This is a genomic window from Sphaerospermopsis torques-reginae ITEP-024 (assembly GCF_019598945.1).
In the GTDB taxonomy this organism is placed as follows: Bacteria; Cyanobacteriota; Cyanobacteriia; order Cyanobacteriales; family Nostocaceae; genus Sphaerospermopsis.
The window spans coordinates 1,097,763-1,119,842 of the sequence record NZ_CP080598.1; the positions used below are offsets into that span (position 1 = coordinate 1,097,763).

Consider the following 22,080-nt stretch of genomic DNA (forward strand, 5'->3'; position numbering starts at 1 on the left):
AAAATAAATTACCTAGCATTACTGAATAGACGCTCTAGATTCTAGATAATTGATCAAAAGCAAATTAACTAATTATGACCTGAGTAATTTGCTGAGAATCAGTAATTGTAACTGATTTTGTTTGAGGATTGCTACTAATGATTGTTATTTGCTACTGCTCAAGTTATATGCTGCTGAACATAGCAAATACTCATGAGAAATAAAGGCGCATTCACCACAAATTCACTATCTCAATGGAGTTATTCTGGCGATGCAACTAAATGAATTAAGTACAAGTGAAACTACAAGTGAAACTACAAGTGAAACTATAGAAAACGAGGCATGGCAAGCATTAGAAAATTCAATACTTTACTATAAAGGTCGTCCTATTGGTACGTTAGCGGCTTATGATCCATCCGTAGAAGCATTGAATTATGACCAATGTTTCATTAGAGATTTTGTTTCTTCAGCGTTGATTTTTCTGATTAAAGGTAGAACCGATATTGTCAAAAACTTCTTGGAAGAAACATTAAAATTACAGCCTAAAGAAAAGGCGTTGGATGCTTATAAACCAGGTAGAGGTTTGATTCCAGCCAGCTTTAAAGTTGTGACTATCAATGGGGAAGAATTTCTAGAAGCTGATTTTGGGGAACACGCGATCGCCAGAGTCACACCTGTTGATTCTTGTTTATGGTGGCTGATTTTATTACGTGCTTATGTAGTCGCTACCAATGATTATGAATTAGCTTATCAACCGGAATTTCAAACAGGTATCCGGTTAATTATGGAAATCTGTTTGGCAAATCGTTTTGATATGTATCCCACTTTATTAGTTCCCGATGGCGCGTGTATGATTGATAGACGCATGGGAATTTATGGACATCCTTTAGAAATTCAAGTGCTATTTTTTGCAGCTTTGCGAGTAGCGCGAGAGCTATTAATTTGTCAAGGTAATCAAGATATCATTGAAGCTATAGATAATAGATTACCCTTGTTATGTGGGCATATTCGCAAACATTATTGGATAGATATTGCTCGGTTAAATGCCATTTATCGCTTCAAAAGTGAAGAATATGGTAAAACCGCCGTCAATCTTTTCAATATTTATGCAGATTCTTTACCTTATTATGAATTAGATAAATGGCTACCAAAAAAGGGTGGTTATTTTGCCGGAAATGTGGGTCCTTCACAGTTTGATACTCGGTTCTTCACCCTGGGAAATTTAATGGCTGTAATTTGTGATTTATCCACAGAAGAACAATCACAAGCAATTATAAATTTAATTGAAAAAAGATGGGAAGATTTAGTAGGAGATATGCCTATGAAAATCTGTTATCCTGCCTTACAAGGTGAAGAGTATCGAGTAGTTACCGGATGCGATCCCAAAAATATCCCCTGGTCATATCATAATGCAGGAAGTTGGCCAGTTTTGATGTGGATGTTAGCCGCAGCAGCAGTAAAAACCAACAAAGCACAGTTAGCAAAAAAAGCAATTGAAATAGCTCAAGCAAGATTGAGTAATGATGAATGGCCAGAATATTATGATGGCAAAAAAGGTAGACTAATTGGTAAACAAGCAAGGAAATATCAAACCTGGACTATTGCAGGATATTTATTAGCTAAAGAACTAATGGATAATCCTGATTGTTTACCATTAATTAGCTTTGATAAATTACCCCCAGAAACAATTTCTAGAGCTTGTGAATTTGAAGTGGGTAATTTAGATTCTTATATGAATTTATAAATCGTAGGGTGGGTTAGCGTCTGTGTTACCCACCTTTATTTGTAGATCCCCCTCAATCCCCAAAAGGGGGACTTTGATTAATTTCCCCCCTTAATAAGGCTCACAGGGGTAGGTTTTTAATATTATCTGTTAAGGCAGGACCTGGAAGACAAGGAGGGAAAGTAGACAAGGAAGATTTTATACAAAAAATGGTCTGTTGAGCGTCGGTTTTTGTGACCAATTGTACATTATTTGCACGGGTTTCCTCCCTTGTCCACTGTTCTTCCTTGTCCCCCAAGTCTTGCCCTCACGACAATGTAAAATACCTACCCTTGTGAGAAGGGGGGATCTCGATTAATTTGGCTACTTCTCATATATCCTTTCAGCCATTGACGGAAATTATCATGGTAGAGGCTATAAACGGTTACATTAGAGATAATTTCTACCCGCAAAAACTCAAACCAAGCTTCAAATTGGTTCTTCAGTACATAGTATGCTAAATTATTAGAATAAAAAATCTAAATCAGATGAAGAAGAATATCAAAACCATTGATATAGTTGACTTGGGAGACCAAATTGTTGTTGACTGTAAGAGAGAATGTTAAAAATTGGGTGAATTTACAGTCATGAATAGAAAACCGGGAATTAAAATCTTAACAGAGCTTCTGGATATAAAGGATATCAAAGTAATTTCACATCGTCAACATGAAGGGATAGGAATAATATTACAGGTCGAAGCAAATAAAAAAGAAAGTATATGTCCTCGTTGTGGAACAAAAAGTCAGAGATTACATCAGAATCATAGGCATATAGTCAAAGACTTACCGTGGGGAGAAAAACCAGTATATTTAGAAATAAATAGACGACAATTTAAATGTGAAAAATGTCAAAAACCTTTTAGTGAAAATTTGGATTTCATAGGTACAAGAAGAACATATACCAAAAGACTAGCACGTCAGATAATCAAAGAGGTGTTAGATAATGATATCAACAGTGTAGCATCTAAGGGAGTAGTGACGACAGAAGAAATAGAAAGGATGTTGAAAGATGCGGAATCGGAATTAATAGAATCAAAACCATCAGCAGTAAAAAGATTAGGAATAGATGAAATAGCCTTAATTAAAGGACAGGGGAAATATTGTGCAGTATTAATAGATTTAGATAAATCTGAACTACTGGCGATTTTACCTAGTATAAAACAAGAAGATATCAGGAAAGTGCTGATGGAATGGGGGTCACAGGTGCTAGAACAAATAGAAGAAGTGAGTATAGATTTATGGCAAGGATATAAAAATCTAGTTACAGAAATGATGCCCAATGCTCAAGTAGTGGCAGATAGATTTCATGTAATTGTACAAATAAACAAAGAATTAGATATAGCCAGAAAAAGAGAGAAAAGAAATGTGGAGAATGCCATTAAAAGTTCAAAAAATGAACAAGAGAAAGTAGAGAAAGAGAAAATATTAGAGGGGTTAAATAAAAGTAAATATGTGTTGTTGAAGAACGGTGAAGACTTAAATCATGAGCAAAAAATCAAGCTCAATCAAGTAAAAAAAGTCTCCCCCTCTTTGAAAATAATGTACGAATTAAAAGAGAAAATTCGGCGAATTTTTGACAAAACTCAGGATTGGTTAAAGGGTCTATATAAACTTAGTATATGGTTGCTAAGAGCTAGAAATCATTATCCTACCAGCCATAACACCATTGTCCGTTGGTTAGATGAAATTATTGCCTACTTTGATCATCGTACAACTAGCGGTGTTGTTGAAGGTATCAATAACAAACTCAAGTTGATTAAACGTTCTGCTTATGGATTTAGAAATTTTAGTAATTTCCGAGTTAGATGCTTACTCAGTTGGAGATTTAAATATTAGTTTAGCATACTATGTACTGAAGAACCACTAAAAATTCAATCATAATTGATGTAAAAATATCCAATTAATGAATTGAAAATAGTCGGTTTTAACCGACTTCCGCTATGAGACAGAGAATTTATTCCCTGGCTGACTATCTATGCTACTATAAAGTAGGAAAAATATAATTACCATTTGGTAATACCATGCAATCTGAAAAAATTTCCATTTCCTTACCATCCCCTTTATTGCAGTTTATTGAAAATTACAAATTAACTAAAGGTTGTAAATCTCGTTCAGAAGTGATTGAACTAGCTATAGAACTATTGCGTTATCAAGAGTTAGAACGAGCTTACCAAGAAGCAGCAACGGAAATTAACTCAGAATGGGATGTAACTGTAGGGGATGGACTCAGTGATGAAACGTGGTGAAATATATTTTGCAAATCTCAGTCCCGCAATAGGTTCAGAAATGGATAAACGTCGTCCTGTACTTATTGTTAGCCATGATGCTAATAATAATGCTTCTACTACGGTAACGATTTTACCCATTACATCTAATACCAGTCGTATATATCCTTTTGAGGTTTTATTAAATCCAGAAGATTCTGGTTTATCTAAACCTTCTAAGGTGCAAGCGCAACAAATAAGAACAATTTCTAAACAGCGCATTTTGGGAGATGTCGTCGGGTGTTTAAATCAAGATTTGATAGATTTAGTAAATGATGCTATTAAGTTACATTTAGCTTTGGAGTAGCAGATATTAAAACTATTTTCTTCTAACTTTTTGGTTTTACTGAATTTAATTTTATATTTTAATAATGGTGTAAGTATTCCATGTCTAACCCCCGTCAAGCTGCATTTACCGCCCTCAAAGAAGTACACAAAGGAGCTTATACTGATGTCGCTCTAGATCGTGTATTACAAAAGTATAAATTACCCGACAATGACCGTCGCTTAATGACAGAATTAGTCTATGGTAGTGTGAGAAGACAACGCACTTTAGACGCTATTATTAATCAACTGGCTACGAAATCAGCACTCCAACAACCACCAGACCTGCGGACAATTTTACATCTGGGTTTATATCAACTCCGTTATCAAGAAAAAATTCCTGTTTCTGCTGCTGTAAATACTACCGTAGAACTAGCAAAAACAAATGGGTTTTCTGGTTTAACTGGTTTTGTTAATGGTTTTTTACGTCAATATTTACGCCTTTTAGAAACATCCTCAGAACCATTAAAATTACCAGAAAATCCTGTAGAAAGATTAGGAATTTTATATAGTTTTCCAAATTGGATCATTGAAGTTTGGTTAAAACAATTAGGTTTTGAGGAAACAGAAAAACTCTGTCAATGGATGAATCAAACACCGACTATTGATTTAAGAGTAAATATTCTTAAAAGTGACTTAGAACAAGTAGAATCAACTTTTAAAGATGCTGGTATTTTAGTCAGAAAAATTCCCCATTTACCCCAAGGTTTAAGATTAATTAGTAGTACCGGAGCGATTCAAAATTTACCCGGTTTTCAAGATGGTTGGTGGTGTGTGCAAGATAGTAGCGCCCAGTTAGTTGGTCATTTGCTTGACCCCCAACCTGGTGAGGTGATAATTGATGTCTGTGCAGCACCAGGAGGAAAAACTACCCATATTGCAGAGTTAATGGGGGATAAGGGCAAAATTTACGCTTGTGATAAAACTGCTTCTCGTTTACGCAAACTTACTGAAAATGCTCAACGTCTCAATTTACAATCTATCGAAATCTGCACGGGGGATAGCCGCACTTTTACCCAATTTCACAACATCGCGGATCGTGTATTATTAGATGCTCCCTGTTCTGGTTTGGGTACTATGCACCGTCACGCCGATGCGCGTTGGCGACAAACTCCCGCCTCTGTGCAGGAATTAGCCCAAATTCAAAAAGAGCTATTATCACATACTGCTAATTTTGTCAAGCCGGGAGGGGTTTTAGTTTATGCAACTTGTACACTGCATCCACAGGAAAACGAAGAGGTTATTTCTAAGTTCTTAGCAGAAAATTCTGATTGGCAAATTGAACATCCCAGCTTTGATTTTCTTAATATTTCTCACCCTGGGTGGTTGAAGGTATGGCCTCATCAACAAGACATGGATGGTTTTTTCATGGTGCGTTTAAGAAAAACCAAGGATTCCGAGTGAATACTTTTTACCATTGTACCATTTAACCAAAGCCCGAATCTATGAGAAGAGGCAACAATGGTTAGTAATTCTCATGTTAAAAATCTAGTTAAAATCCTGATTGGAGCAGCTTGGATTGATGGTAGAATCCAGCCAGAAGAAAGACAATATCTGCGGGAAATAGCTCAGGCTAAGGGTTTAGCCACTGATCCAGAGATTAAACCTTGGTTGTATGAATTAGTACCAGTCAAACCAAATCAATGTTATGAATGGGTGAAAGAATATTTAGGCGATCGCCCTAGTTTAGAAGAATGTGAAACTCTGATTGAAGCTATCAGTGGATTGATTTACAGTGATGGTGAAGTAGCCATTGAAGAAGCTAAACTACTCACCACATTAGAGGAGTTGAGTAAATCCCATGATTCTACTCAACCCATTTACACCCCACTGTTAAAACAGATTCAAAAACTTTACCGCCGCTGGGTGGATGTGCAGAATTAGGTAATGGAGACTGGGGACTGGGGACTGGGGACTGGGAAATATCTTCTCTGTTTCCTCTTCACTGTCACCTGTCACCTGTCACCTGTCACCTCTTCCTTCTGCCTTCTATGACTCTTTATCCACCTTGGGTACAAAATCAGGACGTTCTTTGCTTTCCCAACCTGCGGGACGTTTTGAGTTGTACCAAGCGATTGAACCGATGGTGACAGCCGCAATAAAACCAACTACATACACTAAAGTAAAAGCTAATGGAAAATGATTACCGGCTGCGACTGGTGCTGCTGTTTCAAGTAATAAATTCATGAGTATATTATCCTACCGTTCATAACACTTCTTTACAAAGTATAAAACGAGTTGACCATCTACATCTGTCACCAGTGGGAAATATTACTCACCAGAGGAGGAAGAAGAAGATGAAGAACCAGGTTTAAGGCGTTCTCTCCAGGAAGGTTTGGACGGGGAAGATCCAGAGGAATTATTGTTTACAGGGGGAGCAGAATTTGAATCTTGGCTGCGGTTTCGTCTTCTAGAACGAGATGATTCTGCACCAGAATTATTCCCTGATTGAGAATCAAAGCGCCTCCGTCTTCTGGAAGTGGACTCTTCTTGTTGTCGGTAACGTCGTCTACGTCTTGAAGTGTAGTTTGATTGCTGTTCTACTTCAGAATAAGAGCTTCTGCGTCTGCGTCTGCGTTTGGTTGATGAATCATCATCATCCTGATCTGATTGTTGATCATTAGATGCAACAGATGCAACGGAAGTATTAACAATTTTTTTCGGTTTGATGGGTTGGGCTTTGATCGTACCTTTGCGATTTTCTAATTTAGGTCGTTCAGGAAACTTTTCTACTGGCATTCCTTCTACTGCTGTTTCCATAAATTCATGCCAAGTATAAGCGGCGCTGGTGCTACTACCATTAGTAGGGCGGTTATTGTCATTACCTAGCCAAACTCCGGCAACTACTTGGGGAATATAGCCTATAAACCACAAATCACGGGCTTCGTCAGATGTACCAGTTTTCCCTGCTACCTGTCTATCATTTAATTGGGCAGCCCCACCAGTACCATTTCTGACTACATTCCGTAGCATCCAAGTCATGATGGCGGCGCTATCGGCATCTAAAGCCCGTTGAGGTCGGAAATCAGCGGACCAAATCACATCACCCTGACGGTTGAGGATGCGACGAATTCCATGCGCTTCTGTATGTAAACCTTGGGTAGCAAAAGAACCATAAGCACTGGTTAATTCTAGGAGATTGACTTCGTTAGAACCAAGTGCTAAAGAGTAGGTAGGCTTGAGTTCCGATTTAATCCCCATATCCTGTGCTAGTTTAATGGTTGGCTCATATCCCACATCTATTAATACCTTGACTGCAATTGTATTAATAGAACGGGTAAGAGCATCTTTGAGATTCATTGAGCCATAGAATTTTTCATTGTAGTTTTTTGGTTCATAACCATCAATGACTAATGGTGCATCTACGTAGCTATCATAGGGACTTTTTCCTGTAGCGATCGCCGCCCCATAGACAAAACCTTTAAATGTTGATCCTGGTTGTCTTTTTGCTTGAGTTACACGATTAAACTGGGTTTTACCAAAATCCTTACCTCCTACCATTGCTTGAATTTCCCCGGTGCGGGGATCAATAGCTACTAAAGCGGCTTCTTGAAAATTTGCCCAACTACCTTGAGTTCTCAGAGTTTTAGCCACTGCTGCTTCTGCCGCCTTTTGCCAAGTTGGGTTTAAGGTAGTTTCTACTACTAACCCTCCTGCTGCTAACACATCAGGCTGAACATATTTTGGTAATTCCTGCTGAATGTAGGAAGTAAAGTAAGGAAACTCAACTTGAAAGCGTCTGGGTAAATTGCTATTTACTGTGAGTGGTTCTTGAATAGCTGCTTGCTGTTGCTCTGGTGTAATTACGCCATCGTCCAACATTCTTTGTAACACCCGATTTCGCCTTTCTATAGCTAATTGAGGATTTTTATTTGGGGCGTAAATGTTGGGAGCAGGAGCAAGTCCAGCAATGGTGGCCATTTCTGATAAAGTCAGTTGATCCACGGATTTACTAAAGTATACCCAAGCGGCATCTGCTACACCATAAGCACCAGAACCCAAATAGACTAAATTCAGGTAACGCTCTAAAATGTGGTCTTTACTGAGTTCTTGCTCCATTCTCTGAGCCAGACGCAGTTCCTTGAGTTTGCGTAACAGGGTTTTTTCCTGACTGAGAAACAGTATGCGGGCAACTTGTTGGGTAATAGTGCTACCACCTTCTACCACATCTTGCGATCGCAAATTATTCACAAATGCTCTGAGAATACCTTGAGCATCTATCCCATTGTGCTGTTGAAATCTTCTGTCTTCTGAAGCGATAAAAGCGTTCTTTAAGTTCTCTGGTATTTGTTCCAGCTTTAGCTGTTCTCTGGTTGCTTCTCCTTGCTGCTGGAGAACAGTTCCATCACTAGCTTTAATAGTCAGTGTTTGCTCTCGTATTACCGCATTCAGTTCTGATTTATCCGGTAAAGAACTGTCTATTACACTAATCCCATAATTACAGGCAATGATCCCGCCACCTAAACTGACTACACCTAAGCCTGTCCAAAACCAAAACTGCCGATAAAAAGGTTTATCACTCCTACCAAGTCTGGCAACCATCCCAGATGATAAAGTAGTCATCTGGTTAAGTAACTGCCTTGCCTTCACCAGCATAGTTGGCGGTAGGTGTTCATGTGTGGACTCCTCGTTTGTGGACTCCTCGTTTTTATGATGATTCCCAAGTGGCAAGAGCAGTTTCTCCTCAGAGCTACTTCAGTTGATTATTGATGCCGAAAGGCTCGTTTTGCTGCGCTCACAGCGTTAGATCATCATACCCCATAAATAATCAATTAATTCAGTGTAAAATTGATTTATTTCCCAAACCATTATTTCCATTGGCTTTTGAAGATGATTAAATAATTGTTGGGATATCAAAACATGGGAAAAAGTTTGTAGCTGATGCAGCAAAACTGATCCCCCGCCTCCTAGCAAGAGCATTCAGCAGCAAAAGAATGTCTAAAAAATTCGCCAGAAGTGCGATCGCTCTCGGCAGTAATATGGGTGATCCCCAAAGAACTTTAGCAGCCGCTTTAGAGACTTTAGCCCAAACTCCTGGTATTATTCTCGAAGCAAAATCCAGTTGGTATAGAACCAAAGCCGTAGGACCGCCACAGCCAGATTATTTAAATACCTGTGCCATATTGCAATTAGAAATGTCTCCACAAGCTTTATTAACCAGCTTGTTAGCAATTGAACAAAAATTTGGTCGTGTGCGTCGAGAATATTGGGGACCAAGAACCCTGGATTTGGATTTATTGTTGTATGATGACTTAATCTTAAATGAGCCAAATCTTCAGATCCCCCATCCCCGGATGCACGAGCGAGCTTTTGTCCTAGTCCCATTGGCAGAAATTGCCCCAGATTGGAGAGAACCAGTATCTGGTTGTACAATTCGGAATCTGCTGCAAGAAGTAGACCGTTCTGATGTACACTTAGTGAAAGATGAATAACCGACTATTAAATTACCATCCTTGGCAGCAGAAACACCCTGATTTCCCAACCATCCCCCGTATATATTCTGAGTATTTGCAGACAATAGAATTGGACTATGCCACTAGGTAGAGAATTACCACAGCTACTCAAGCAACGTTTGTTTCATAAAGGGCGCAAGTTTGACTTTGAAGTGAATCGTTTGCGTTTACCTAATAAATCTGAAGGAGAATGGGAGTGTATTCGTCATCCTGGTGGCGCTCTGGCTCTTCCTGTTACCGACGATGGTAAGCTGATTCTTGTCCGTCAGTATCGTTTTGCAGTTCAAGGTAGGTTGTTAGAATTTCCCGCAGGAACGGTAGAACCTAATGAAGAACCCTTGGAAACAGTGAAAAGGGAAATACAAGAAGAAACTGGCTACCGCGCTCATAAGTGGGATAAACTAGGAGAGTTTTTCTTAGCTCCTGGCTATTCTGATGAAATTATCTATGCTTTTTTGGCTAGAGATTTGGAAAAGCTGGAAACTCCCCCACAGCAAGAAGAAGATGAAGATATCGAAACTGTATTTTTGACTCCTGAACAACTAGAAACAGCTATTCGTGAAGGAGAACCTGTAGATGCAAAAACTATAGCTAGTTTTTTCTTAGCCCGTTCTTTGTTGATGTAATGGTGATATGCTGCTAGAAAAGGCACTTGCTGATGCCTACGGTACAGGTTAGGAATCTGATTCATAATTAGGGGTTGCTGAGAAAGTCTTGTCGTGATGACAGGTGACAGGTGACAGTTTCAGCTATCTGTCATCCCCAAATTTTTGGATTTCTTAGCCCCAAAATGCACAGTTTTTCAGGTCTAACCTTCAAAAATCTTGCATTTTGTTTCCTATTGTTCAGCCCCAAACCTTTGATTTATCTGGGTTTTGCCTTTATTCAGCAAGCCCTAATTAGAAATTCATAATTAATAATTAAAAAGGGTTTTATTCCCCTGTGGTGTATCCTACAGGCAATGTTTAAGTCCCTGAGTAAAGTATAAATTTAATTATGAATTATCAATTATCAATTATCAATTATCAATTATTTATCCCAGCTATGATAGAAACCAGGTTTAGTGGAAACGTCCAGAAACATAATCTCGCAAGCGATAATCAAAGTTATGGGTTATCAGTTTCTTGGTAGGTGCAAATTCTAGTAACTGCCCAATATGATTTTCATTGTAGTAGAATAAAGCTGTGAAATCTGATAAACGAGAAACTTGTTGGATGTTGTGAGAGACAAATACAATTGTTAATTCAGAACGCAAACATTCGATAAGTTCCTCAATTTTCATCGTAGAAATGGGATCAAGTCCTGCACAAAGTTCATCCATGAGGAGGACTTGCGGTTTAACTGCTAAAGCACGGGCAATACACAACCTTTGTTGTTGTCCAAAGGATAATTCTAAAGCCGATTTATGAAGTTTATTTTTGAGTTCTTCCCAGAGTTCGGCAGCTTTTAGTGCTGACTCGACAATTTCATCTAATTCGGCTTTGGGATGCCATCCGATTAATTTTACTCCATAAGTTACATTATCATAAATACTCATGGGAAAAAGATTTGGTTTACCATAAATTAAAGTAATTTGACGACGTAGGCGATTTAAGTTGACACGACGACCATAAATATTTTGACTAAAAAATTCTATTTTCCCTTCAACTTGTACTTCTCCTTCTAGTTCAATCATGCGATTGAGAGATTTCAAAAATGTGGACTTACCACAACCGCTAGGTCCCATAATCGCGGTAATTTTATTTTGGGGAATATCCATTGAGACATCTTCAATGATTTTTTGATGTCCGTAATAAAAGTTAAAATTTTTAACTCGGATGGCAGGAATTATTTTACTCATAGGGAATAGGGAATAGGGAATAGGGATTTATGTTGTGAATTAATCTAAAATCTAAAATCCAAAACCTAAAATCCAAAATCTAAAATTTAATGACTAAGAAACATAGAGCAGGAGTCAGGAGTCAGGAGTCAGGAGTCAGGAGTAAAATTAGCAATTACCAGTAATCTTAGGCCATAATCAGGGTTACAGTCTAGGATGTTAACTGGGATGTTAGCAAGAAGATGCTAATACAAGATTTGACGGGTAAATTTTCTAGACTATTTTTAACAGGACAAGAAAAAAGTGAGTTGTTTATGGTAAGACGTTTGAGTTGTATGGTTACTACTATTATTGTCTGGCATCTGTGCAGTTTTGTCACACTGGCACAAAATAAAAAACCAGAACAAATGAGGTGGTTTCCTCCGAGTCCTTTGGAAATGACTAAACCTGATCCTCTGGTGAGGAGTTCATGGAAAAAACAACCTTTAACTACTGAGGAATTGCAACAGTTGGAAACTGCACTGGATGAGTTAAACCAAGAAGCGACAAGGACTTTTCAAAGGGGAGATAAAACCGCTGCTTTTGATATTTGGAATAGAGAATTACGACTGCGGCGCTTTTTAGGTTCTTTAGCCCAGGTGCAAGTGTTATCTAGGGTGGGGGCGATCGCGTGGCAGGAAAATGAGCGTGAACAGGTAATGTATATTACCCAGCGGTTGCAAGAGATTGAAAAACAGATGTTAAAAGAGAAAAGTACAGATTTGCAATTATGGCGATCGCTTGGTGAAGCTTACCAAAATGTGCGTATTCCCAAATTAGCTGTAGGTGCTTACGAGCAGATTTTAACATTGGTGAGAGAACAAAAAGATGTTAATACTGAATTAGCAACTTTAAATACTCTAGGGGAATTACATTTAAGTTGGTTTGATTATTCTCAAGCTGCTAAAACTTACGAAGAATTGCTAAATTTTGCTACTAACAGAGGTGATAGGAACAATGAATTAGCATATTTACAACAACTAGCTTATATTTATGAACAGGGGAAACAACCCCGACAAGCGATCAATGTTTTGAATAAGTTAGCGGCAATTTATAATAGAAATAAGAATCTTACTCAAGTGCCGGCTTTAAAAATCAAAATAGCAGAAAATTATCAATCTTTGATCAGAGAAAATCCCAATTTTCTGCAAGAAGCTTTTAATAATTATCAAGAAGCTTATGTTATTGCTTGGAAATTAGAACAGTATGTGGCGGCGAGTGAAGCTTTGCAGAAGTTAATTAGGTTGTATCGTTCCCAAAATCAAATTAATGAAGCTTTGCAAGCTAGTAGAATTTTGTTAGAAACTGAAACATTAGCAACCAATTTTTATGGTTTGATGCAAACTTATGATCAAATGGGAGAAATGTATTTAGAAAAGAAAGAAGAGGGAAAAGCATTAGCAGCGTTTGAAAAGGGATTAGAAATAGCGCGACAACTGAAACATCAAGAGACATATTTTGCTCAGAAGATTGAGGCATTATTGCAATAGAGAGTAAGTTCTTTAATATACCTTTACAGTGGACGGCTGAGTTCCTAAAATTGGATTGGTGTCAGACCAGTCAAAAATTTGAAGTTAATTCCGATACCAATAACTTTAGTGAACTCAATAGCCATATTCTGTAGATGAATGACAATATGAACGTTTTCCAAAGTAATGTTTCATATCTTCCCACAATTGCGAAGACTGTCGCGTTGCTATTTGCAGCGAGTGTTGCGGGTTTTTTGTTTGACTGGCTGCATACCCCCCTGGGCTGGCTGATCGGTCCCTTGGTTGTGGGGATTATCTATACCATGAATCAAGAAAGTTCTCAACCGATGTCTCCAGCCTTTTCAATGATTGCACAGGCTGTGCTAGGTATTTCGGTTGCTACCCAATTCTCCTGGGATAGCGTGAGTATGATGTCAACCTATGCAATACCGTTACTCATTTGTATTGCCATCACAAGTAGTGCAAGTATTTTCAAGGGATATCTTCTGAGTCGTTTAGCTGGACTGGATTGGACAACTGGGCTTTTAGCATCTATCCCCTGCATTATCCCTAGTCTGATTACCTTAAGTGAGGAAGTTGGTGCTGATACGATCGCCGTGACAATTCTTCAGTACCTGCGAAGTTTATTGATTATTGTGGTAGTTCCAATTGGAGTTAGTTTACTTGTTCCCAGTGCTGATGCCGATTTCCCAAGACAGGCGATCGCTACACTGCCTGCAACGAGTATAGCAATACCCATGTCTTTGAATTTATTCATCGTTGTTGTATGCAGCGGCTTAGGTGTCTGGTTAGGTAGCCAAATCCGCTTTCCGGCTTCCCTATTTTTCGGACCTTTATTTGTAGGATTGGTTGCCTGTTCGGTACTGCCGTACAATATACAAGTTCCCGATAATATCTTCAACAGCGCGTTGGTACTTATTGGTTTTGCTACAGGTTTACAGTTCAACTTCCAAGGTCTTCGTCCACTGGTGAAAGCAGTTTTGATTGAAGTTGTTCTGGCGCTGTTGCTGATTCTACTTTGCGCGGTAGTCGGATACGAGTTTCATTTAGTTACAAACATTGATACTATAACCGCTATACTCGGCTCAATGCCCACAGGAACACAGGCAATGGTCGCCAGCACCCTTGAGTTTGGTGGTGATACCAGCCTGGTTGTGTCAATGCATCTGACTAGAATGTTTATTATTCTGGGACTACGTTCACTGCTAGTTACTCCCCTGATTAAACATCAGCTATCTGTGACAACCGAACCAAGCAAGGGTTTCACACCTTGAGCAAAATGAGTCATTTCTTCAATATCTGGCCAACCCATAAAGAGATATTGACTAATATCAATAGCTTTGTACTCCATCATTGCTTTAGCAATATTTTCATAAGAACCTACTAAAGTGATCGCGGGAGCGCCAAGATAAGGAACAGCACCAGTCCATAAATAAGGAGTTATCCAGTGCGACTGCTCATTTTGGGACAAAGCAAATACAGATTTGAATCCCTCAGAATCCGATTGTTTGTGAAATTCTCTCACCACTTCTTTTGTTTTATCTTCAAATCTTTCTACGAGGGTTTGAGCGGCAGCTATGGCCTCTTCTTGAGTTGGACGAGTAATTAACGAAACTAATAAGCCAACTTCTTTGCCTTGCTCCAATACTGTTTGAATTTGGGGTTGAAGTTTCTCTGGAGCATCAGGAAAACGCCAAAGACAATCAGCATATTTACCAGCGATTTCCGCAGCACTATCTGAGTTGCCGCCTAGAAAAATTTCCGGGTAACTTGTTTCTGGTGAAATAAAGGGAGTATTGATTTTACCTTTTTCAATTTCATAGAAGTTTCCCTTAAAATTAACCTCTCCTTCTTGCTGCCAAAAAGCATTGCATATAGCTAGAAACTCTGCTGTTCTTTGATATCTTTGATCATGGTTTAAAAAGTCACCATAATATTTATGTTCTTGAGGAGAGCGTCCGCTAACTACATTGATATGTACTCTGCCATTAACCAAGCAAGATAAAGTATTGATTTGTTGCACAAATAAAGTGGGAGAAATCAAACCCGGTCTGACAGCGACCATAAATTTAATCTTTTCGAGCTTTTGAGCAAGCATTAGTGAAAGCAGCATTGGATCGGGTCGAGTAAAGCCAATTGCCATGAGCATAGAATCAATCCCGCACTCTTCGGCTCGTTGGCACAAGGCAATTTGAGCGTCAATGTTGGCAACACCAGATTGAGTATTTAAGGATTTAGATTTTCTAAATGTATCTCCTGCTTGGGAAAGACTCCAATGGAATCTTAAACGCTTTTCCATAATTAAGTCAGTTTTTTATTCAAATTACCATGAAAACAAAGGTTCAAGTTACTTTACGGATAATATGATACAAGAGCAAAATCCACACAGCAATTTCCAGGTTTTGGCAGAGCTAGGCATGATTAAAACTTATATCCCTGTTCTTCTGGGAAGTTCCCGAACTCTCAGACAGAGTGTGAAGGTGGCTGAATTTATATTGGAAGAATTACGTCAGTGGGATCACATTCAAACTGAACTCATTGACCTGCGCGAATATCAGCTTCCTATCCTGGAGGAGAGATCGAATGAAACATCAACTCCCCTGCCCACTGTAGTCCAGTTTTGTTCTCAACTTAGTCAAGCTGACGGTGTACTGATTGTTACTCCAGAATATAAGGGAGGATACCCAGGAGTATTGAAGAATGCCCTTGACTACCTCGAACCCCTAGCTTTGCGGTATAAGCCTATTGGCATCTGTACTGTGTCCTCTGGAGGTTTCGGAGGGCTAAATTGTCTGACGCAGTTACAACTGGTATGTTTGGCGCTGGGAGGCTTACCAATTCCAGATAAGTTGCCCATCTCCAACGTACAGGAACTTTTTGACGAACAGGGAAACTTACGTAATTTAACATTCAAAACCAAGCTGGAATCGTTTATCAAAGAACTGGTTTGGTATACGGAGGCGATGATTAATCAAAAACAATCTTCTAGTACAGTGCGGATTAAATAAAGTCCTGATTAAGACACGACTTTTAATTTCATCCTAAAACAAGCTCCTTACAAATCCTCCGTCAACCTGTATACAAGTTCCGGTAATATAACTCGCCTTTTCTGAAGCCAAAAAAACAGCCAGATTAGCTACTTCTGTTGTTGATGCTGGGCGCTTGAGAGGAACACTTTTCATCCATTCTTCCATAACTTGTTCAGGAGAAATTCCTTTTCTTCTGGCTTGTTCATCGACAACATCATAATACTGATCAGTAACTGTAAAAGAAGGACAAATAGTATTAACGAGGATGTTATCTCCCCCCAGTTCATTGGAGAGAGTTTTCGCATAAACAGCAACACTTGCCCTGTGAGCATTAGCAATCAGTATTCCCGGCTGCTTAACAGCAACTGAAGTGATAAAAATAATCCTGCCACCATGATTTTTTTTCATTATGGGAATCAAATATTCAGAAATTGTCACCTGACTCATAAAAGTCAGTTCAAATGACTTTTGCCAATCTTGTGCCGTTAATTCATAGTGGTAATTTAAAGGTGGACCGCCCACGTTGTTAACTAAAATATCAATTTTTTCAAATTGATTGGTAATCCGCTCTAGTAATTGTTGGATACTAGTTTTTTGCGACAAATCAACCTGGATTGGTGTAATGGGTTGCTGAGTTTTCGCTGAAATTTGTTGTGCAGCTTTGAATAAATTTTCTTCATTTCTACTGCAAATAATAACTTGACATCCTTCCTCTGCCAATCCCTCGGCAATAGCTCTGCCAATGCCTCGACTTGAGGCCGTCACTAAGGCGGTTTTGCCACTCAATCCTAAATCCATAGTTATCTTCGGTGGGTTACTGTATAAAAACACTAGATTTGCCTAAACTATTGCTTGTAGAATCAATCGTTTTTTCTGTCGAATAAAAAATTATTTGTCGTCTTATAGCGTTTCTCGCTCAGATAAGGTACATACGTGCGTGAGACTGTAAAGCTTATAAATCAAAGGTTATAGTGCAACCACGTGAATAAGAATCGCTATAACCAATTAATGTCGTTTAGATTTTGAATCCATGTAATTTTTATATAAACTACATTGCAATAATGCAGGGTTTTTCAGGCAACAGTAAAAAGATAAGATTTACATTATACGCCTTGAATGAGCTAATCATTGATTTACATTGTTTTGGCAATTGCATCACAGAATGATATGAATTTGTGAAGACAACAAATAATTAGTTATTCGATACTCATAGAAAATGTCAATTTTTTCTAAACAAAATGTGCATCTGCCGCATTGAAAGACAGCTTAATCATTTCATGGCGATACATATTACCAGATATATGATTCCGAGGCACTCTAGCAATTAAAGTTTGTTCTCCCACCTTAACCCAAATATTATAAGTCCCCATACCATTTACAACTCGTTCTACTAGCCCTTCAATAATTACCGACCAAGGTTTGTGTTGCATTGAAGAATTTGCATCGTAAACATTGAAAGTATCCCCTGACAGACAACATGCAGTAATGGACTTTTTTATTTCTCCAGGGTATGAAAATTTGATTCCATTGGCCAGATTGATAGAATATCCACTGCTACTCTGTTTTACCTGGCATGGAATAATATTATCTATCCCTACCAGTCTGGCAAGCTGCTCGTTAGCTGGTCGGTGGATCAGGGTTTCCAATTTATCATCCTGGACAATACAGCCGCCAAATAAAGCGATCGCCCGGTCAGCAAAACGTAGTATATCAGTAAAATTATGACTGACTAATATTGCCGATGCTCCTCTAACTTCTGCCCATTGTCTAATTTTCTCAATCATCCCGCTACGTATTCCCAAATCCAACGAGGCAGAAGGCTCATCTAGAAGCAGCAGTTCCGGATCAGTGACTAACCCACGAGCAATACAAACGCGTTTTGCTTCGCCACCAGATAATGAACGAACTGAGCGATTTGCCAAATGCTCACAGCTAAAATCTGCAAGTGTAGCATATACTTTTTGCTGAATCTGCTTTGTTGATATCCCGCGAAACTGTAATGCTCTGGCAACATTATTAAATACAGTATCATTTAACAGCAACTTTTCCTGAAATACCAAAGCAGAACGACGACGTAACAATGTTTGATTGGCATGATGCACATTGTGTCCAAATAATTCCATTTCACCCTGGAAAGGTTGTAACAGATTTATTGTGTTTAACAGTGTGCTTTTGCCAGCACCATTAGGACCGAGCATGGCTACAAGTTCCCCTGGCCGCAGTGCAAAATGTTCTATATCGAGGATATTTTTACGTTTTTTGCTACTGACAGTAACTTGCTGCATCTTGAGGATATACTCGCTCATCGAGACCTCCAAGAAGCTACAGTTATCAGGAAGAAGTAAGATTGTTGACTATAGTTGACTTTGTTTGTCATATTGCAAGATCGTCAGAAACATAATAATGCTGTATGCAATGAGCAATAAAATCAATGAAATTGCGATCGCGATATCGTAATTACCTTTCCCCACTTCCATAACAATCGCTGTAGTCAGCACTCTTGTCTGCCCTTTGATATTGCCGCCCACCATCATGGATGCGCCAACTTCCGAGATGATGCGTCCAAAACCGGCAATGACAGCAGCCATTAACCCCAATCGTGCTTCCTTGATCAGCAACCAGTTAGCTTGCCAGGGAGTGGCTCCCATTGATAACAGTTGCCAGCGCAATTTCGGATTAATACTGAGAATTGCTGCTAAACTTAAACTGGCTACTATGGGTAAAGCAATGATTGCTTGGGTGAAAATCATCGCTGTGGGCGTATACATCAAGTTAAAGTTTCCTAAAGGTCCATATCGCCATAAAAACAGGCTGACCACTAAACCCACCACCACCGGTGGCAATCCCATACCGAAGTTAACGAGGCTAGTTAACACCTGCTTGCCCCAGAAGTCTTTTAAAGCCAGCCATAATCCCAATGGTACGCCCAATGCCACACTAATAGCTGTAGCAAGTCCAGACACTGTCAGCGTCAGTGCCATGACTTGAAAGACATCACTGTTACCACTAACTAAAAGTTCAACAGCTTTAATAATTCCTTGGATGATGTTATCCACAAATCTTTTTACAATCCGTAATCTTTCTCTGTTTTACCGGCATCAACAAAAAACAACGCCTGTCCGAACTTGGCTTTTCCATGATCTGCAATCACTTTTTGTCCTTCAGGGGACAACAGAAAATCGCTAAATGCTTTAGCTCCTGAAGTATTCACTCTGGTGAATTTGTTTGGGTTCACCTCCATAACATGGTAGAGATTCAGGAGTTTAGGGTCTCCTTCCACCAGTATAGGTAAAGACAGGTTTTGCTTTTGAAATATATATGTTGCCCGGTCTGCTAAGGTATAACCGTATTTTTCATTAGCGACTTGTAGGGTTTGCCCCATACCCGCACCTGTTTCTTGATACCAAGCACCAGCAGGTTTAATCTTAGCCTGTTGCCATAAATTTATCTCCAATTTATTAGTCCCTGAGTCATCGCCCCGCGATATAAACAATGCTTGGTTTTTAGCAATCAGGCTGAACGCTTCTACGTAAAAAATTATAACAACTAGTTCCAGTGGTGACTTTAAAATATAGAATATCGACGTATCTGATATACGAGTAATTGAAGTGTAAATAGCTGATGTTGCACCCTTTCTATCTTTTTGCACTTTTAGACTACTGTTACAAGGATTTATGACTCAAAAACAATTGACAATCACGACGCGTAACAAACTCCTGAAAATTTTGGTGATCTTTGTCATAGCAGTGGCAATCACCTTTTGCAACGGTTATTATTACGCAATTGCGGCTCAAGCACCATCAGAAACTCCGAAAATCTGTGCAGGACCACCTAGTAAGCTAGAAAAAGAACTCCGCAGCAAACTGGGTAAGAAACTGCTGGCCAATGAAGGTTGTCCAGAAGAAATGGGCGCTTGGTATATGCTGCCGATGCCTGAAGAAAAAGATCGGATGCAAGCTGTCCACGCCGCGTTATTACCTAACAACAAAGTTCTCATTGTCAATGGTAGTAGCAACCGGAACCGTGTTACAACCAATGGCAAGATAGAAGACGGTGTGAATACTAAAGATGACAAAGTTGTTGACAACACTTCCATCTTCGATCCCGCTCTTTCTGATCCTTATTACACCAAGGACAAGGACAAGGACAAGGAAATCCTCCCAGACTTCACCACATCTCCCTTCAAGCGGATTAACTCCCTCCCAGCGGTAATAGACGGCGAAAGTAATGACCCGTTCTGTTCCGGTCATTTACAATTGCCCAACGGTGATGTGTTATTTGTTGGTGGTAGTCGCTCATATTACCCTGGTGTCCGCTTCTCAGGGTCAAGACAAGCCAATATTTATCACTGGAAAGAAGATGACTGGAAAACAACAGAAAAAGGGGAAATGAGGTGGGAAAACCTGGGCTTCACCAAGGATGGTCACTGGTATCCTACGCTTATTCCTCTAGCTGATGGAGCGATCGCATCCTTCTCTGGATTCACAACAGATCCTTCTCAGATCGTTAGCACCTTGGTGGAAATCTACGATCCCAACGCGCCCAAAGATAAGGCTTGGCAGTCTATAGATGTCAAGAATCTCCCCAACAATCCGTTTGTCACGCAGATGAACGATAAGAGCTTTGGCTCTGACATCATAGATCTCTATGCCCGCATACTACCCACCAAAAAGGAAAACCAATTCTTAATCACAGGCGATGGCGGTGGTAAAAATGAACCCAAGATTGCCCACGCAAGTGTCCATAGTTATTTCGTAACCTTCAATAAAGATGCTCAGGGAAAATATTCCATTAGCTTTGAGCCAGGTCCTGACAGAAAAGCCATCAACAAAGTCTATGGGACTGCCCTACTTGATCCCAATTCTCCTGACGGAGATATCCTCTTAATGGGTGGCATCGTCGGTACAAATAACATTGGGCTAGGACCGACAAATGGTATTCCGGGAGCAAGTATCGCTGCTAGTCTAGAGCGTTGGAAAGCGCCAACGGACTCTAGCAGTAAGGGTTCTTGGGAGATTGATAGCGACTTCTTTGGCAAAATTGATGAGGACATCCTGCTGGATACTGAGGCTATCGTAGATAACTTAGTCCAGGGTTTTCCCCTCAAGAACAAGTATGTGAAGCAGTCCTCAAAATTGGGTCGCTATGGTAAGCGGGCTATGGAACTTGCTGTCATTCTACCTAACAAGGAAATTTTGGTCGTCAATGGGGGTAACTATGCCGAAGCTCGTCCGGCTTACAACCCCACCCTATTAATCCCTGATCAGACCAAAACCGACCACCAAGGCTTCCGTACCAAGCTGATGAACCCGGATGTCGAACCCAGGCTTTATCACAATACCGCGTTGCTGTTGCCGGATGCACGGGTATTAGTCATGGGTGGTAACAACTCTCGTGCCGCTAGATTTGATAAAGACGGAACAGTTCGTCTGGATACCAAGGGCGATTTCGCGTTTGTGGACAAAGGCACTGAAGGCAATAGCGGTGAGATTTGGCAACATGGGATCTTTTACCCACCCTATCTCTTCGGACCCGGCGATCGCCCAGAAATCATCACAGATATTAAAACCCTGAAATATGGCGAGTCCGCAACTATCACTGTGAGCAATGCCTCTGTAGAACCAGGTTCTGTAGTTCTCGTCAAATTCGGATCTGTCACCCACTCCTTTGATAATGGTCAACGATTGGTAGATCTCAAGATCACCAGCAATGAGATCAGCACAGTTAACCAAAATAACAGTCGTATCCTTTCCTTCACCGTCCCCAGCAACAAACACTTTACCCCACCCGGCTACTATATGCTGTTTTACGTCAATAGTACCGGCAAGCCCTCCCACGCCAAGATTGTGCAACTTAGTTAACGGCTAATTGTCTTGTCGTTAATTCTTCCACACGGGAGATATTTGTAGTGGTTTTTTAAAC

20 protein-coding genes are annotated in these 22,080 nt (G+C 39.7%); 12 read left to right on the top strand and 8 right to left on the bottom strand.

Features of this window, described 5'->3' with window-relative positions:
• Positions 1-250 precede the first annotated feature (250 nt).
• The 6 genes from K2F26_RS05135 (at position 251) to K2F26_RS05160 (ending at position 6,212) form a co-directional block, all read left to right on the top strand.
• Positions 251-1,723: a glycoside hydrolase 100 family protein gene (locus tag K2F26_RS05135; protein ID WP_220610606.1), complete on the top strand. Its 1,473-nt coding sequence runs from the start codon at positions 251-253 to the stop codon at positions 1,721-1,723.
• A gap of 605 nt (positions 1,724-2,328) precedes the next feature.
• Positions 2,329-3,576, top strand: coding sequence for an ISL3 family transposase (locus K2F26_RS05140; RefSeq protein WP_437441044.1), 1,248 nt, complete (start codon positions 2,329-2,331; stop codon positions 3,574-3,576).
• Positions 3,577-3,761: 185 nt separating this feature from the next.
• Entirely contained in the window at positions 3,762-3,986 is a 225-nt protein-coding gene (locus K2F26_RS05145; RefSeq protein WP_194059198.1) for a ribbon-helix-helix domain-containing protein, read from the top strand.
• Positions 3,973-4,311 carry a type II toxin-antitoxin system PemK/MazF family toxin gene (locus K2F26_RS05150; RefSeq protein ID WP_220611786.1) on the top strand — a complete coding sequence of 113 codons (339 nt, stop codon included), beginning with the start codon at positions 3,973-3,975 and terminating at the stop codon, positions 4,309-4,311. The genes K2F26_RS05145 and K2F26_RS05150 overlap by 14 nt, the downstream gene beginning before the upstream one ends.
• 80 nt (positions 4,312-4,391) lie before the next feature.
• Complete coding sequence (locus tag K2F26_RS05155; RefSeq protein WP_220610607.1) at positions 4,392-5,732, top strand: 16S rRNA (cytosine(967)-C(5))-methyltransferase; 1,341 nt, start codon at positions 4,392-4,394, stop codon at positions 5,730-5,732.
• 57 nt (positions 5,733-5,789) lie between these two features.
• Positions 5,790-6,212 carry a tellurite resistance TerB family protein gene (locus tag K2F26_RS05160; protein ID WP_220610608.1) on the top strand — a complete coding sequence of 141 codons (423 nt, stop codon included), beginning with the start codon at positions 5,790-5,792 and terminating at the stop codon, positions 6,210-6,212.
• 105 nt (positions 6,213-6,317) lie between these two features.
• Here the strand turns inward: K2F26_RS05160 and psb35 are convergent, their stop codons facing one another.
• Together psb35 and K2F26_RS05170 are read right to left on the bottom strand one after the other, a co-directional pair.
• A complete protein-coding gene (gene psb35, locus K2F26_RS05165) occupies positions 6,318-6,515 on the bottom strand; it encodes a photosystem II assembly protein Psb35 (RefSeq protein ID WP_220610609.1) in 198 nt (65 codons plus the stop codon).
• An 84-nt stretch (positions 6,516-6,599) separates the two neighbouring features.
• A complete protein-coding gene (locus K2F26_RS05170) occupies positions 6,600-8,891 on the bottom strand; it encodes a transglycosylase domain-containing protein (protein WP_367890325.1) in 2,292 nt (763 codons plus the stop codon).
• A gap of 371 nt (positions 8,892-9,262) precedes the next feature.
• Here K2F26_RS05170 and folK point away from each other — a divergent pair, with 371 nt between their 5' ends.
• Both folK and K2F26_RS05180 read left to right on the top strand, forming a co-directional pair.
• Positions 9,263-9,760, top strand: coding sequence for a 2-amino-4-hydroxy-6-hydroxymethyldihydropteridine diphosphokinase (gene folK / locus K2F26_RS05175; RefSeq protein WP_220610611.1), 498 nt, complete (start codon positions 9,263-9,265; stop codon positions 9,758-9,760).
• Positions 9,761-9,858: 98 nt separating this feature from the next.
• The gene (locus tag K2F26_RS05180; protein ID WP_194059193.1) at positions 9,859-10,407 is read left to right on the top strand and encodes an NUDIX hydrolase; all 549 of its coding nucleotides are present in this window, start codon (positions 9,859-9,861) and stop codon (positions 10,405-10,407) included.
• Positions 10,408-10,841: 434 nt separating this feature from the next.
• Here K2F26_RS05180 and K2F26_RS05185 read toward each other — a convergent pair whose 3' ends face one another.
• A complete protein-coding gene (locus K2F26_RS05185) occupies positions 10,842-11,621 on the bottom strand; it encodes a phosphate ABC transporter ATP-binding protein (protein ID WP_220610612.1) in 780 nt (259 codons plus the stop codon).
• Between the two features lie 293 nt (positions 11,622-11,914).
• Between K2F26_RS05185 and K2F26_RS05190 the strand changes: the two genes are divergently transcribed.
• Both K2F26_RS05190 and K2F26_RS05195 read left to right on the top strand, forming a co-directional pair.
• Positions 11,915-13,129 (top strand): tetratricopeptide repeat protein, encoded by a 1,215-nt coding sequence (locus K2F26_RS05190; RefSeq protein ID WP_220611787.1) that lies wholly within the window; start codon positions 11,915-11,917, stop codon positions 13,127-13,129.
• 134 nt (positions 13,130-13,263) lie between these two features.
• A complete protein-coding gene (locus K2F26_RS05195) occupies positions 13,264-14,403 on the top strand; it encodes an AbrB family transcriptional regulator (protein WP_220610613.1) in 1,140 nt (379 codons plus the stop codon).
• Here K2F26_RS05195 and K2F26_RS05200 read toward each other — a convergent pair.
• Positions 14,358-15,428 carry an LLM class flavin-dependent oxidoreductase gene (locus tag K2F26_RS05200; RefSeq protein ID WP_220610614.1) on the bottom strand — a complete coding sequence of 357 codons (1,071 nt, stop codon included), beginning with the start codon at positions 15,426-15,428 and terminating at the stop codon, positions 14,358-14,360. The genes K2F26_RS05195 and K2F26_RS05200 overlap by 46 nt on opposite strands.
• 64 nt (positions 15,429-15,492) lie before the next feature.
• Between K2F26_RS05200 and K2F26_RS05205 the strand changes: the two genes are divergently transcribed.
• The gene (locus K2F26_RS05205; RefSeq protein WP_220610615.1) at positions 15,493-16,137 is read left to right on the top strand and encodes an NADPH-dependent FMN reductase; all 645 of its coding nucleotides are present in this window, start codon (positions 15,493-15,495) and stop codon (positions 16,135-16,137) included.
• A gap of 33 nt (positions 16,138-16,170) precedes the next feature.
• Here K2F26_RS05205 and K2F26_RS05210 read toward each other — a convergent pair whose 3' ends face one another.
• From K2F26_RS05210 to K2F26_RS05225, 4 genes are all read right to left on the bottom strand, one after another.
• Positions 16,171-16,956 (bottom strand): SDR family oxidoreductase, encoded by a 786-nt coding sequence (locus K2F26_RS05210; RefSeq protein ID WP_220610616.1) that lies wholly within the window; start codon positions 16,954-16,956, stop codon positions 16,171-16,173.
• A 431-nt stretch (positions 16,957-17,387) separates the two neighbouring features.
• Positions 17,388-18,464: an ABC transporter ATP-binding protein gene (locus tag K2F26_RS05215; protein ID WP_220610617.1), complete on the bottom strand. Its 1,077-nt coding sequence runs from the start codon at positions 18,462-18,464 to the stop codon at positions 17,388-17,390.
• A gap of 48 nt (positions 18,465-18,512) precedes the next feature.
• On the bottom strand, positions 18,513-19,214 hold the full coding sequence (locus tag K2F26_RS05220) for an ABC transporter permease (protein ID WP_220610618.1): 702 nt from the start codon (positions 19,212-19,214) through the stop codon (positions 18,513-18,515).
• A gap of 8 nt (positions 19,215-19,222) precedes the next feature.
• A complete protein-coding gene (locus K2F26_RS05225) occupies positions 19,223-19,807 on the bottom strand; it encodes an ABC transporter substrate-binding protein (RefSeq protein WP_246605526.1) in 585 nt (194 codons plus the stop codon).
• Between the two features lie 25 nt (positions 19,808-19,832).
• On the opposite strand from K2F26_RS05225, the gene K2F26_RS05230 reads away from it, so the two are divergent.
• Entirely contained in the window at positions 19,833-22,019 is a 2,187-nt protein-coding gene (locus K2F26_RS05230; protein WP_220610619.1) for a galactose oxidase early set domain-containing protein, read from the top strand.
• Positions 22,020-22,080: the final 61 nt, after the last annotated feature.

Bases quoted from the DNA above. Each gene is read 5' to 3' on its own strand.
- K2F26_RS05230 (WP_220610619.1), top strand. From the start codon at position 19,833: ATGACTCAAAAACAATTGACAATCACGACGCGTAACAAACTCCTGAAA.
- K2F26_RS05155 (WP_220610607.1), top strand. From the start codon at position 4,392: ATGTCTAACCCCCGTCAAGCTGCATTTACCGCCCTCAAAGAAGTACAC.
- K2F26_RS05145 (WP_194059198.1), top strand. From the start codon at position 3,762: ATGCAATCTGAAAAAATTTCCATTTCCTTACCATCCCCTTTATTGCAG.
- K2F26_RS05140 (WP_437441044.1), top strand. From the start codon at position 2,329: ATGAATAGAAAACCGGGAATTAAAATCTTAACAGAGCTTCTGGATATA.
- K2F26_RS05195 (WP_220610613.1), top strand. From the start codon at position 13,264: ATGAATGACAATATGAACGTTTTCCAAAGTAATGTTTCATATCTTCCC.
- K2F26_RS05135 (WP_220610606.1), top strand. From the start codon at position 251: ATGCAACTAAATGAATTAAGTACAAGTGAAACTACAAGTGAAACTACA.
- K2F26_RS05200 (WP_220610614.1), bottom strand. From the start codon at position 15,428: ATGGAAAAGCGTTTAAGATTCCATTGGAGTCTTTCCCAAGCAGGAGAT.
- K2F26_RS05205 (WP_220610615.1), top strand. From the start codon at position 15,493: ATGATACAAGAGCAAAATCCACACAGCAATTTCCAGGTTTTGGCAGAG.
- K2F26_RS05170 (WP_367890325.1), bottom strand. From the start codon at position 8,891: ATGACTACTTTATCATCTGGGATGGTTGCCAGACTTGGTAGGAGTGAT.
- folK (WP_220610611.1), top strand. From the start codon at position 9,263: ATGTCTAAAAAATTCGCCAGAAGTGCGATCGCTCTCGGCAGTAATATG.
- psb35 (WP_220610609.1), bottom strand. From the start codon at position 6,515: ATGAATTTATTACTTGAAACAGCAGCACCAGTCGCAGCCGGTAATCAT.
- K2F26_RS05190 (WP_220611787.1), top strand. From the start codon at position 11,915: ATGGTAAGACGTTTGAGTTGTATGGTTACTACTATTATTGTCTGGCAT.
- K2F26_RS05210 (WP_220610616.1), bottom strand. From the start codon at position 16,956: ATGGATTTAGGATTGAGTGGCAAAACCGCCTTAGTGACGGCCTCAAGT.
- K2F26_RS05150 (WP_220611786.1), top strand. From the start codon at position 3,973: ATGAAACGTGGTGAAATATATTTTGCAAATCTCAGTCCCGCAATAGGT.
- K2F26_RS05215 (WP_220610617.1), bottom strand. From the start codon at position 18,464: ATGAGCGAGTATATCCTCAAGATGCAGCAAGTTACTGTCAGTAGCAAA.
- K2F26_RS05185 (WP_220610612.1), bottom strand. From the start codon at position 11,621: ATGAGTAAAATAATTCCTGCCATCCGAGTTAAAAATTTTAACTTTTAT.
- K2F26_RS05160 (WP_220610608.1), top strand. From the start codon at position 5,790: ATGGTTAGTAATTCTCATGTTAAAAATCTAGTTAAAATCCTGATTGGA.
- K2F26_RS05180 (WP_194059193.1), top strand. From the start codon at position 9,859: ATGCCACTAGGTAGAGAATTACCACAGCTACTCAAGCAACGTTTGTTT.